Genomic DNA, 12,200 nt, shown 5'->3' with positions numbered 1-12,200 from the left:
GCGAGCAGGGACAGCAGGCTCGACTTTCCGTCGCCGTTGCGGCCCACGATGCCGATCCGGTCCCCCTCGTCCACGCCGAGCGAGACGCCGTCGAAGACCACCTTGGTGGGGTATTCGAGGTGCAGGGCTTCGGCCCCGAGCAGGTGCGCCACCCGCTCGACGTTAGCCTTACCGGTCCGGGCCCGTTGCGCCCTGTGCCATGATGTCGGGGCGATTCGCTGGCACATGAGGGGATTGACGTGCTGAACCTCTCGGCAATAACGGGGCCGGTGGGGCGGCTGATGGCCACCGCCCAGAACGGCCTTGAGGTGCTGCGCTACGGCGGGCTGGAGACCGGCTCGGTGCCCTCGCCGTTCCAGATCGTCGAAAGTGTCCCGATGTATCGGCTGCGCCGGTACTTCCCGCCCGACACCCGCCCGGGTGCGGCCTCGCCGGGACCGCCCGTGCTGATGGTGCACCCGATGATGATGTCCGCGGACATGTGGGACGTCACCCGCGACGACGGTGCGGTCGGCATCCTGCACAAGGCGGGTATCGACCCGTGGGTGATCGATTTCGGCTCACCCGACAAGGTCGAGGGCGGCATGCAGCGCACCCTCGCCGACCACATCGTGGCCCTCAACGAAGCCATCGACACCGTCAAGTCCGGGACCGGCCGCGACGTGCACCTGGCCGGCTACTCCCAGGGCGGGATGTTCTGCTACCAGACCGCCGCCTACCGCCGGTCCAAGGATCTGGCCAGCATCGTGGCGTTCGGTGCGCCGGTGGATACGCTGGCCGCTTTGCCGATGAACATGCCCGCGGGATTCGGCGCGGCGGCGGCGGACTTCATGGCCGATCACATCTTCAGCCGCATCGACATCCCGGGCTGGCTGGCCCGCGCCGGGTTCCAGATGCTCGACCCGATCAAGACGGCGCAGGCGCGGATGGACTTCCTGCTGCAGCTGCACGACCGCGAGGCGTTGCTGCCGCGCGAGCAGCAGCGGCGGTTCCTGGCCTCCGACGGCTGGATCGCGTGGTCGGGTCCGGCGATCTCCGAGCTGCTCAAGCAGTTCATCGCCCACAACCGGATGATGACCGGCGGGTTCTCCATCCACGGCGACCTGGTGACGCTGTCCGACATCGACTGCCCGGTGCTGGCCGTGGTCGGTGAGGTGGACGACATCGGTCAGCCGGCGTCGGTGCGCGGTATCAAACGCGCCGCACCGGCCGCCGATGTCTACGAATTCCTCATCCGCGCAGGCCATTTCGGCCTGGTCGTGGGTTCGAAGGCGGCCACCCAGACGTGGCCGACGGTCGCGCAGTGGGTGCAGTGGCTGGAGGGCGACGCCGACATGCCCGAGCTCATCGCGCCGATGGCGTTGCGGCCCGCGGAGCGAACCGAGAGCGGCGTTTCGTTGACGTCGCGGGTGGCCCACGGCGCCACCGCCGCCACGGAGATGGCCTTCGGGGTCGTGCGCTCGGCGGCCGACACCATCGTCGCCGCGAACAAATCGGCGCGCACGCTGGCGGTGGAGACGGTGCGGACGTTGCCCAGGCTCGCACGCCTCGGCCAGATCAACGACCACACCAGGATCTCGCTGGGCCGGATCATGTCCGAGCAGGCCCGCAATTCGCCCGGTGGGGACTGCCTGCTGTTCGACGGCCGCGTCCATACCTTCGAGGCGGTGGACCGGCGGATCAACAACGTCGTTCGGGGGTTGATCGCCGTCGGTGTACGGCAGGGCGCCCATGTCGGCGTGCTGATGGAGACCAGGCCGAGCGCCTTCGTCGCGATCGTCGCACTGTCCCGGCTGGGCGCGGTCGCGGTGCTCATGCCGCCGGACGGCGACCTGCCGAGGGCGGCCCGGCTCGGCGCAGTGTCGGAGGTGATCGCCGACCCGAGCAACCTGGAGGCCGCGCGCAGCCTGAAGATGCGGGTGCTGGCGCTCGGCGGCGGCGAAGCGCGCGATTTGCACCTGCCCGACGACGCCGACGACGCCGACGTGGTCGACATGGAGCGGATCGACCCTGATGAGGTCGAGCTGCCAGGCTGGTACCGGCCCAACCCCGGGTTGGCCCGCGACCTGGCCTTCGTGGGGTTCAGCTCGGGCAGCGGCGAACTGGTGGCCCGCCAGATCACCAATTTCCGCTGGGCGCTGTCGGCGTTCGGTACCGCGTCGGCCGCCAATCTGGGCCGTGGTGACACGGTGTACTGCCTGACGCCGCTGCACCACCAGTCCGGCCTGCTGGTCAGCCTGGGCGGTGCGATCGTCGGCGGCTCGCGCATCGCGTTGTCGCGCGAATTGCGCCCCGACCGGTTCCTGCAGGAGATCCGCCAGTACGGCGTGACGGTGGTGTCCTATACCTGGGCGATGCTGCGCGAGGTGATGAACGACCCGTCGTTCTCGCTGACCGGTGGCCATCCGGTGCGGCTGTTCATCGGTTCGGGGATGCCGACGGGGTTGTGGAAACGCGTCATCGACGTCTTCGCCCCCGCCCACGTGGTCGAGTTCTTCGCGACCTCCGACGGGCAGGCGGTGCTCGGCAACGTGTCAGGGGTCAAGATCGGCAGCGAGGGCAGGCCGCTGCCGGGCGGGGGAGAGGTGGAACTGGCGGCCTACGACCCCGACGACGACCTCATCCTCGAGGACGAGCGAGGTTTCGTGCGCCGGGCACAGACCAATGAGGTCGGTGTGCTGCTGGCCCATCCACGGGGCCCCATCGACCCGACCGCGTCGATCAAGCGCGGGGTCTTCGCGCCGGCCGACACCTGGGTGTCCACGGAGTACCTGTTCCGCCGCGACGACGACGGCGACTACTGGCTGGTGGACAACCGCGCAGCCATCGTCCACACCGACCGCGGCCAGGTATACGCGTGGCCCGTCAACGACGCCGTCGGCCGCGTCGACGCGGTCGACGTGGCGGTGACCTACGCCGTGGAGGCCGGCGGCAGGAACCTTGGTGTGACGGCGCTGGCGGTGCGCCCGGGGCGCACCGTGCTGGCCGCGGAGTTGTCCGATGCGCTGGCCGATCTGACCGTCGGCAACCCCCCCGACGTCGTGCACGTAGTTGCCGATATGAAGCTCACCGCCTCCTACCGGCCGCTGATCACCCCACTTCGCCGGTCGGGTCTGCCCAGGGCGTCGCGTAACGCCTGGTATTTCGATACCGACACACGTCGATATAAGCGGTTGACCGCGGCGGTCCGCGCCGAACTGCTCAAACCTCGGGAGGACGATGACGATCCGGGCGACGAAGGCGGCGAGTCCTGAGGCTGTGCTGGGCGGCGACCGCGCTGTTAGGCTCCCGCTGGTGGCAGCTCGCCGCCAGGCCGGGCATGTGCGCACTGGAGGTTTGATGAGGTTGCAGACCATGACGGGACCCTCCGGCCGGCGCCGCGGCGTCGCCTACACGGTGGCCGGCTGCGCGTTGGTCGCGGGTGTCCTCGGCGCGGGCGCTCCGATGGCGTTCGCCCAACCGGCGACCCCGACCACGACGCAGGCCGCCGAGCCGGACGCCCCGGACGCCCAGGCCGAGAAGAAGCCGATGACCGCCGATGAGGCGCTCGCCATCGTCAGGGCGGACTACGACCTGGGTGCGGGGGGCGGTCAGCTGTCCAACCTGATCCATGACGTGTTGAAGATGCGTGCGCAGGGCTTCTATCCGTCCAGCGCGAACCGGGCGGCCATCGAGAAGGCGCTGGACTCTCGGCCGAATCAGGCGCCGCTGATCAAGGCTCTTCAGGAGACCCTGGCCTACCAGCGGAAGACGCAGGCCCAGATGGCGGCCGTCGGAGCCCCGAGCGGCGGCCCGTTCACCGTCGGTATCAATCAGGTGCCGCCCGGCATGCCGGCCCCTGACAACGGTACCGGCGCCGGCGTCTTCATCGCACCCGGCGGTACCGGTCAGCAGCCGATCGGCCCGTAGCCGACGATGCCGCTCGATGACACGCTGCTGAGCATCCTGGTGTGCCCGCAGGACCGTGGGCCGCTGTTACTCGTCGACGACAGCGTGCTCTACAACCCACGGCTGCGGCGTGCCTACCGCATCGACGACGGCATCCCGGTGCTGTTGATCGACGAGGCCGTCGACGTCGACGACGCCGAACACGAGCGGTTGGTTCAGCGCGCTTCCGGTTGAGGAAATCCGGGCAGATCGCCGGTGAGGTAACGCTGCAGGTTGGGCCCTATGGTGTCGGCGACCTGCTCGACCGGCAGCGACGTGAACGGCTCGAGTTCCAGGATGTAGCGCGCCATCACCACGCCGAGCAGCTGCGACGCGACGAATTGCACACGGACCCGGCCCGATCCCGGCGGGTCGTCGACCCGAGGCCCCACCTCGCCTGCGATGACCTCCTGCAGAAACGACCGCACCAGGCCGACGTCGCTGCCCGACAGTATCGACCGCAGGGTGGCGATGAAGCCCGACCCGAGCTCGGAGTCCCACAGCGGCAGAAGCAGGTTCGGCAGCCGGTGGCCGATCTCCTCGACAGGGGTTTCCCGCAGCGGACCGATGATCGCCATCGGGTCGATCGGGATGTGGATCGCCGCTGCGAACAGCTGCTGCTTGGTGCCGTAATAGTGATGCACCAGCGCGGGGTCCACCCCGGCGGCGGTGGCGACCGCGCGGATCGACGTCTTGTCGATCCCGTTGCGGGCGAACAGCTCACGCGCGCTGGTCAGGATCCGCTCGCGGGTGTCCGACGTCCCGGGCGGACGCCCGGGGCGTTTGCGTTCCGCATTGGCGTCCGTTGTCGCTACGGTGTCCTCCGTCGTAGGGTCGCCGCGGCCAAGCCCAGAGCCACCGCCGCGAAGGCCACCACAATAGCGATGTCGCGCACGGCAATGTGTGTGAGTTCGGAATGAATTCCGACCTGCTGCAGCGCCTCCAGCGCGTAGCTGGCCGGCATCGCGTTGCTGATCCACTCCAGCCAGGCCGGCATGGCGCCGCGCGGCACGATGACGCCGGCCAGCAGCAGCTGCGGAACGATGACGACGGGCATGAACTGAACGGCCTGGAATTCGGTGCGGGCGAAGGCGCTGCAGAGCAGGCCGAGGCCGACCCCGAGCACCGCGTTGGCGATGGCGATCGCGAAAACCCAGATCGGGTTGCCTGCGGTGTCGAATCCGAGCAGCCAGAAGGCGACCAGACACGCGATGCTGGCCTGGGCGGCGGCCGCCAGTGAGAAGGCCGTCCCGTACGCGGCCAGCAGCTCCGATCGTCGCAGCGGGGTGCTGAGAATCCGTTCGAGCGTGCCGGATGCCCGCTCCCGCTGCATGGATATCGAGGTGATCAGGAACATCACCAGCAGCGGGAAGAGCCCGAGCAGGATCAGGCAGGCGGCGTTGAACGGCGACGGCGCACCCGGGAAAGTGGGCACGTCGGACATCATGAAGTACATCAGCGTGATGATCACGCTGGGCACCACCAGGATCATCGCGACACTGCGGTGATCGGCGGCCAACTGCCGCAGGATCCGCGCAGTCGTCGCGGCGTAGCCGGACTTGTGGCGGGACACCGTCAGCCGGCCTGGCTTGCCGTGCTGTGCCGGATCACCGACAGGAACGCTTCCTCCAGCGACGTACATGACGTGTCCTCCCGTAGACGATCGGCGGTGGTGTGGGCGAGCAGGTGACCGTCGCGCATGAGCAGCAGGTCAGCGCACCGGTCGGCCTCATCCATGACGTGGCTGGAGATCAGCAACGTCGTTCCCGCTCCGGCCAGCGCACTGAACTGGTCCCAGAGGTCGACCCGCAGGACCGGGTCGAGGCCGACGGTCGGTTCGTCGAGCACGAGCACCTCGGGGCGCGCGACCAGCGCGCAGGCCAGTGACACCCTGGTGCGCTGACCGCCCGACAGGTTCGCGCAGTACGCGGTGCGGTGATCGCCCAGGCCGACGGCCTCGATGGCGTCATCGGCGGCCCGGGAATCCGCGCCGTACAGGGCGGCGAAGTAGCGGACGTTGTCGACAATGCGAAGGTCGTTATAGATCGTCGGATCCTGGGGCAGGTACCCGACGCGGTTCCGCAGCTCCCGCGATCCCGCGGGCGATCCGAGCACGGTGACGGTGCCTCCCGCCACGATCTGGCTCCCGACGATGCATCGGATCAGCGTGGTCTTACCGCAGCCCGACGGGCCGAGCAGCCCGGTAATGGTTCCGCGGGCGATCCGCACCGAGAGGTCGTGGATCGCCGCGCGCTTACCCCGGACGACGCGGAGGCGGTCGATGGTGATGACCGGTTCCGCACCGTTGCGGAGTAATTCATCGCTTGATGAACTCATCATGAAATGAATAATGCGCCCGCGGAGATCGGCATGTCAAGGCCCACTCCGTAGGATCTCGACGGTGACCGGCAAGGACCTGGCCGTGGATCCGCTCACCGCGGCGCATGCCCTGCTCGGGGCGACCCTTACCGGGCGCGATGTGAGCGCGATGGTCGTCGAAGTCGAGGCGTACGGCGGCCCACCCGATGGTCCGTGGCCAGACGGCGCGTCGCATTCCTATCGCGGCCCCGGGGGCCGCAACCGGGTCATGTTCGGTCCGGCAGGGCGGCTCTACACCTACCGCAGCATGGGCATTCACGTCTGCGCGAACGTCGTCTGTGCGTTCGACGGCGTCGCGGGTGCGGTGCTGCTGCGCGCGGCCGCCGTGGCCGCTGGCGCCGATGTTGCCCGGGATCGCCGCGGGCCAGCTGTTCGTCCCGCCGCGTTGGCGCGCGGGCCGGGGAATTTGTGTTCCGCGCTCGGAATCACCATGGCGGACAACGGAATCGACCTGTTCGATGCCGGCTCCCCGATTCGACTCGAGCTGGGCCGAGCGGAGGCGGCGAGTTCGGGGCCGAAGGTGGGTGTGAGCCGGGGGGCGCGGGTGGGGGTTAGCAGGGCCGCCGATCGCCCCTGGCGGTTGTGGATCACGGGACGGCCCGAGGTGTCGGCGTACCGGCGCAGCCCGCGGGCCCCGGCGCCCGGCGAGAGCGATTGACATCCTGCACCGACCGCCCATCGAGACCGCCCTTGTCGTCCTAGAATCCGACGACGCGGCGAAGGGTATTCGATGGCGGCGATCTTTCTCAGCCACAGCAGCAAGGACAACGCGGCCGCCGACGTGATCAAGGCGCGCCTTGCCGAGCGCGGTCACCGGTCGGTCTTCCTTGACTTCGACCCGGCCGACGGGATCCCAGCGGGACGCGAGTGGGAGCAGGAACTGTACGCGCGGTTGCGTGCGTGCCGGGTCTTCGTGGTGCTATGCACCGAAGACTCGATGCAGTCGCCCTGGTGCTTTGCCGAGATCACCCACGCCAAAGCCCTTGGCAAACTGGTGATCCCGGTGAAGATCGCGCCATGCGAAGTCGCTCCCATTCTGCTCTCGCGCCAGGTCGTCGACATGCAGGGCGACATCGAGGACGGTTATCGCAGGCTTTTCGCCGCATTGGACCGAGAGGGTCTGGACCCACGACAGATGTTCGACTGGGACGGCTCGCGTCCGCCGTTTCCCGGGTTGCTGTCCTTCGGTGAGCGCGACGCGGCCGTGTTCTTCGGCCGCGAGGGCGAGATCCAGGACGGACTGGACGCGCTGACTCGTCTGCGCCGACTCGGCGGTGCGCGGTTGACGATGGTGCTCGGCGCGTCGGGCTGCGGGAAATCGTCGTTCGTCCGTGCCGGGCTGCTTCCCCGGCTGGCCCGAGACCCGGATCAGTGGCTCGTGGTGGCACCGTTGCGGCCCCAAACCGATCCGCTGACCCAGTTGGCGCTTGTCCTGTCCGGTGCGCTGGCGCAGGCCGGCTCACGACGGGAATGGCGAGACATCCGCGAAGCGTTGCGAAAGGCCGAAGACGGCGGCACCGTACTGCTCGATCTCGCGACGGATCTCCGACTCGCAGCCGACCGGTCCGAGGCCACCGTGCTCCTCGTCGTCGATCAGTTCGAGGAGAACCTGTTCGGCGACGAGCATTCGGAGAACGCGGTGTTCCTTCGGCTGCTGGCCGGAGCGCTCCGCTCCGGCGGCCGCCATCTGATGGCGCTCGGCACTATGCGCTCGGATTTCCTCGGTCAGTTCCAAACCAAGCGTGAGCTCATCGGGTTGCCGTACGAGCCATGGCCCATCGGACCGCTGAAGCCGGACGGGCTGACCAGGGTGATCGGTGGTCCTGCCGAAGTCTGCGGGCTGCGTTTGGGCACCGGCCTGGTCGAGGCACTCGTGGCCGACACCCGTAGCCCCAATGCGCTGCCGCTGCTGGCGTTCACGCTGCGGTTGCTTTTCGACAGGCACGGCGTCGACGGACTTCTGACTGTCGAGCAGTACCGGTGTGAGCTGGGCAGCCTGGAGTCGGCCATCGCGAAGACCGCGGACCAGGAGCTCGCCTCACCGCGATTCGGTGACGTCGAGAAGCAGGCTCTGCGGACCGCGTTCCTGGCGCTGGTCCGCATCAACGACGACGGGCAATTCGTGCGACGGATCGCGCCGTGGACCGACCTGCCGCTGGCCGCGCATGGCTGGCTGGAGCGGTTCGTCAAGGCGCGCCTGCTGGTGTCCGCGGGCGACAAGGAAACGCGCACGCTCGAGGTGGCCCATGAGGCGCTGTTCACCTCCTGGGATCTGCTGCACACCTGGTTGACCGAGAAGCGCGGCTTTCTGCTGTGGCGGGAGCGACTTCGGGGCGACATCGCGGAATGGCGCCGCACCGGCGGCGACAAGGGTGCGCTGTTGCGCGGGGCTGTGCTCGCAGAAGCCAAACACTGGCAGGACACCGAAGGCGACCTGTCGACCGAGGAACTCGGCTACATCCGGGCGAGTCTGGACAACGAGGAACAGGAAGAACACCGATGGGAAGAGCTCTTTCGCGAGGCGAACGACCAACGGCAGGCGGCGGTACGAGCCGAGGTCCGGGCCAGGCAGGCCCTCGCAGAATCCCGTGCGCGAGAGTTCGTGCTGGAAGCGGAGGCGTCGATCACCCAGAACCCCCAACTCAGCCTCCGGCTCGGGATCGCCGCGGCGGAGGTAGCCCGCGGCGCGCCTGACAGTCCCGTCCACGACACCGTCAGATCGCTCTTGCGCCGGGTCGTCCTCGCCACCCCGCGCCGGCTGGCGGCGGACATCAGCGGGGTCGAGTGTTTCGTGGTCCACCCGACACGGCCGACGGTGGTACTCGGCACGCAGCGCGACGGCGTGGTCGAGATCGCCTTGCACGACGGTGCCGTCCTGCGGAAGTTCGCGATGGGCGACTGGGTCGACACCGTCGACGTCAGCTCAGACGGCAAGCATCTGGCGGCCGGATCCCGCGACAAGCGGGTGGTGATCTGGGATATGGCGCGCGCGAAAAAGATCCAGACGCTGCGGTTGAACTATGCGCCGCAGTCCGTCGATTGGAACCCCGACGGCGTGCGGCTGGCCGTCGGACTGGCGAACGGGAATGACAGCCGCACCAAGATCTTCGACGCCATGAAGGCGAAGGAGATCACCCAGGTTCCCGGCATGCGGGCGAGCTGGAGTCCCGACGGCCGAATTCTCGCCACCGGTGGTGGGGACGGCGTCGTGCGGATATTCGCCGAATCGGGGCAACTCATGGGTGAAAGCCCCGGTCACAACCGCTACGTCCACAAGATCGCCTGGCGACCGGGCGGTCGACAGTTCGCAACGGCCAGCGTCGACGACACAGTGTTGGTGTGGGTGGTGACCGGTTTCCGGCGTGTCGCGCGGTTGCCCAACGAGTTCGCGCTGTCCGTGGCCTGGAGCCATGACGGCCGCATGCTGGCCAGCGGGGGCGGCAGACGCTTTGTCACAGTCTGGGACACGCCGTCGTTCACCGAGCGTTTCAGGATCACCGGCTCCACGACGCTCACCGGCCAGGAGGTCGACGGAACCGGCGCCGCGGGCTATGTGCTGGACGTGGCGTGGCATCCCGACGGGAACGCGTTTCTGGTCTCCGACCGGCAGGGCGGCCTGCTGGTGTACTCACCGCGACTCTTCGAGTCCGACACCGACGACGATTGGCTGGCGACGGCGCGTGAGCAGTTGGCGGGGGATCTGTCGGATGAGGATCTGCGACGTTTTGGTTTGGCGCCGTCCGGCGCGCCGGGGTGATTCGATCAGCCGAATCCGGTGCGGAAAGATCGCATCATGGGCACGAACATCCTCGATGAGTTGGAGTGGCGTGGACTGATTGCACAGTCCACCGACCGGGACGCGCTGGCGGCGGATCTGGTGGCCGGGCCCGTCACCCTCTATTCGGGATTCGACCCGACCGCGCCGAGTCTGCATGCGGGACATCTGGTGCCGCTGCTGTCGCTGCGCCGCTTTCAGAGGGCCGGCCACCGTCCGATCGTGCTGGCCGGTGGCGCGACCGGCATGATCGGCGATCCGCGCGACACCGGCGAACGCACTCTGAACTCGGCGGACACCGTCGCCGACTGGGCGAGCCGGATCCGTGGGCAACTGGAACGGTTCGTCGAATTCGACGATTCGTCGACCGGCGCGATCGTGGAGAACAACCTGAACTGGACAGGGGAACTGTCCGCGATCGCGTTCCTGCGCGACATCGGAAAGCACTTCTCGGTCAACGTGATGCTCGACCGCGACACTGTCCGGCGCCGGCTTGACGGCGACGGCATCTCCTACACCGAGTTCAGCTACATGCTGCTGCAGGCCAACGACTACGTGCAGCTGCACCGCCGCCACGGGTGCACGCTGCAAGTGGGCGGATCCGACCAGTGGGGGAACATCATCGCCGGCGTGCGGCTGGTGCGGCAGATGCGCGGTGCCGGGGTCCACGCGATGACGACCCCGCTGGTCACCGACTCCGAAGGCAAGAAGTTCGGCAAGTCGACCGGCGGCGGCAACCTGTGGCTGGACCCCGAGATGACCAGTCCATACGCGTGGTACCAGTACTTCATCAACACCGCAGACGCCGACGTCATCGCCTACCTGCGGTGGTTCACCTTCCTGGACGCGGGTGAGATCGCCGAGCTCGAGGAGGCGACCGGGTCGCGGCCGCACGAGCGCGCGGCCCAGCGTCGCCTGGCCCGCGAACTCACGACGCTGGTGCACGGTGAAGCGGCGACCGTGTCGGTCGAGCACGCCAGCCAGGCGTTGTTCGGGCGGGGTGACCTCGGCCACCTCGATGAGTCCACGCTGGCGGCCGCGCTGCGGGAGGCCGCCGTCGCCGAGTTGAAGCCGGGCGGACCCGACAGCATCACCGACCTGCTGGTCGCCAGTGGGTTGTCGGCGAGCAAGGGCGCCGCGCGGCGGACCATTGCCGAGGGCGGGGCCTACGTCAACAACGTGCGCATCGAGAGCGAGGAGTGGGTGCCGAATCCGTCGGACTTCCTGCACGGGCGCTGGCTGGTGCTACGTCGTGGCAAGCGCAACATCGCGGGCGTGGAGCGCGTCGGCTGACCGCCCCGGTGATCTTGCCGACAGTCCCAGTAAATAGTGATCACGGTCCGGGAACAAAACGCGAAGGAGGTGCGTTCTACCCGTGTCGGAGCCGACGCACTGACGTGCGCACGATCAGCCGGTGGAGCTTGAAAACCCCGTCTATCAGGCCATTTGACTCCGAGTTTTCCCTCACGTAACTTGTTCGAGGTCGCCGCGACGCGGGAAGCCGCAGAGCGCGGTGGCCATCCAGAGGGAAGAGCCACTTCGGTGGGTTCCCGACCGTCCGCACTACCGACAAGCGGCTAATCGCCGCGGGTCTGGTTGCGCGAGCGGAACGGGTGTGTTGTTTGAGAACTCAATAGTGTGTTTGGTGGTTTTTGTTTGTTGTTTTTGGCCATGCCTCTTTTCCCGTTTGGGGTGTGGTTGTTTTTTGATGCCAGTTTTTGGTGTCTTGTTTTGTGATCGGATTTTTCTGATTCGGATTCTGCCTGCCTTTTTGGGGTGGGGGTTTTTGTTTGGAGAGTTTGATCCTGGCTCAGGACGAACGCTGGCGGCGTGCTTAACACATGCAAGTCGAACGGAAAGGCCCTTCGGGGTGCTCGAGTGGCGAACGGGTGAGTAACACGTGGGTGATCTGCCCTGCACTTTGGGATAAGCCTGGGAAACTGGGTCTAATACCGGATAGGACCACGGCCTGCATGGGTTGTGGTGGAAAGCTTTTGCGGTGTGGGATGGGCCCGCGGCCTATCAGCTTGTTGGTGGGGTGATGGCCTACCAAGGCGACGACGGGTAGCCGGCCTGAGAGGGTGTCCGGCCACACTGGGACTGAGATACGGCCCAGACT

At 67.7% G+C, this 12,200-nt stretch carries 10 protein-coding genes and 1 rRNA gene; 7 read left to right on the top strand and 4 right to left on the bottom strand.

Features of this window, described 5'->3' with window-relative positions:
• The coding region (locus tag ADBZ6K_RS26170; protein WP_526352226.1) for an ATP-binding cassette domain-containing protein at window positions 1–152 on the bottom strand (152 nt) is incomplete at its 3' end.
• Between the two features lie 90 nt (window positions 153–242).
• Here ADBZ6K_RS26170 and ADBZ6K_RS26165 point away from each other — a divergent pair.
• The 3 genes from ADBZ6K_RS26165 (at window position 243) to ADBZ6K_RS26155 (ending at window position 4,122) form a co-directional block, all read left to right on the top strand.
• A complete protein-coding gene (locus ADBZ6K_RS26165) occupies window positions 243–3,254 on the top strand; it encodes an AMP-binding protein (protein ID WP_526352224.1) in 3,012 nt (1,003 codons plus the stop codon).
• Window positions 3,255–3,354: 100 nt separating this feature from the next.
• Window positions 3,355–3,909, top strand: a complete 555-nt coding sequence (locus tag ADBZ6K_RS26160) for a hypothetical protein (RefSeq protein WP_526352220.1) — start codon at window positions 3,355–3,357, stop codon at window positions 3,907–3,909.
• A gap of 6 nt (window positions 3,910–3,915) precedes the next feature.
• Window positions 3,916–4,122, top strand: coding sequence for a Trm112 family protein (locus tag ADBZ6K_RS26155; protein ID WP_526352218.1), 207 nt, complete (start codon window positions 3,916–3,918; stop codon window positions 4,120–4,122).
• Here ADBZ6K_RS26155 and ADBZ6K_RS26150 read toward each other — a convergent pair.
• The 3 genes from ADBZ6K_RS26150 to ADBZ6K_RS26140 all read right to left on the bottom strand — a co-directional run bounded on the left by ADBZ6K_RS26150 (window position 4,104) and on the right by ADBZ6K_RS26140 (window position 6,267).
• Entirely contained in the window at window positions 4,104–4,667 is a 564-nt protein-coding gene (locus ADBZ6K_RS26150; RefSeq protein ID WP_526352222.1) for a TetR/AcrR family transcriptional regulator, read from the bottom strand. The genes ADBZ6K_RS26155 and ADBZ6K_RS26150 overlap by 19 nt on opposite strands.
• A 71-nt stretch (window positions 4,668–4,738) precedes the next feature.
• A complete protein-coding gene (locus ADBZ6K_RS26145) occupies window positions 4,739–5,569 on the bottom strand; it encodes an ABC transporter permease (RefSeq protein ID WP_526352216.1) in 831 nt (276 codons plus the stop codon).
• Entirely contained in the window at window positions 5,503–6,267 is a 765-nt protein-coding gene (locus ADBZ6K_RS26140) for an ABC transporter ATP-binding protein (protein ID WP_526352214.1), read from the bottom strand. Before ADBZ6K_RS26140 ends, ADBZ6K_RS26145 begins: the two co-directional genes overlap by 67 nt.
• A 61-nt stretch (window positions 6,268–6,328) precedes the next feature.
• On the opposite strand from ADBZ6K_RS26140, the gene ADBZ6K_RS26135 reads away from it, so the two are divergent.
• The 4 genes from ADBZ6K_RS26135 to ADBZ6K_RS26120 all read left to right on the top strand — a co-directional run.
• The gene (locus ADBZ6K_RS26135; protein WP_526352212.1) at window positions 6,329–6,964 is read left to right on the top strand and encodes a DNA-3-methyladenine glycosylase; all 636 of its coding nucleotides are present in this window, start codon (window positions 6,329–6,331) and stop codon (window positions 6,962–6,964) included.
• Window positions 6,965–7,036: 72 nt separating this feature from the next.
• On the top strand, window positions 7,037–10,063 hold the full coding sequence (locus ADBZ6K_RS26130) for an nSTAND1 domain-containing NTPase (RefSeq protein WP_526352210.1): 3,027 nt from the start codon (window positions 7,037–7,039) through the stop codon (window positions 10,061–10,063).
• A gap of 36 nt (window positions 10,064–10,099) precedes the next feature.
• Window positions 10,100–11,374 carry a tyrosine--tRNA ligase gene (gene tyrS, locus ADBZ6K_RS26125; RefSeq protein ID WP_526352208.1) on the top strand — a complete coding sequence of 425 codons (1,275 nt, stop codon included), beginning with the start codon at window positions 10,100–10,102 and terminating at the stop codon, window positions 11,372–11,374.
• Window positions 11,375–11,868: 494 nt separating this feature from the next.
• A 16S ribosomal RNA gene (locus ADBZ6K_RS26120) occupies window positions 11,869–12,200 on the top strand; the annotation flags it as partial.

It is taken from the genome of Mycobacterium sp., from assembly GCF_044223235.1.
In the GTDB taxonomy this organism is placed as follows: domain Bacteria; phylum Actinomycetota; class Actinomycetes; order Mycobacteriales; family Mycobacteriaceae; genus Mycobacterium.
Note: the sequence above shows the minus strand (reverse complement) of the source record. Positions and strands in the feature narration are given on the sequence as shown.

Excerpts from the sequence above, each read along its gene's own strand:
- ADBZ6K_RS26160 (WP_526352220.1), top strand. The coding sequence starts at position 3,355 with ATGACGGGACCCTCCGGCCGGCGCCGCGGCGTCGCCTACACGGTGGCC.
- ADBZ6K_RS26155 (WP_526352218.1), top strand. The coding sequence starts at position 3,916 with ATGCCGCTCGATGACACGCTGCTGAGCATCCTGGTGTGCCCGCAGGAC.
- ADBZ6K_RS26145 (WP_526352216.1), bottom strand. The coding sequence starts at position 5,569 with ATGTACGTCGCTGGAGGAAGCGTTCCTGTCGGTGATCCGGCACAGCAC.
- ADBZ6K_RS26140 (WP_526352214.1), bottom strand. The coding sequence starts at position 6,267 with ATGATGAGTTCATCAAGCGATGAATTACTCCGCAACGGTGCGGAACCG.
- ADBZ6K_RS26130 (WP_526352210.1), top strand. The coding sequence starts at position 7,037 with ATGGCGGCGATCTTTCTCAGCCACAGCAGCAAGGACAACGCGGCCGCC.
- tyrS (WP_526352208.1), top strand. The coding sequence starts at position 10,100 with ATGGGCACGAACATCCTCGATGAGTTGGAGTGGCGTGGACTGATTGCA.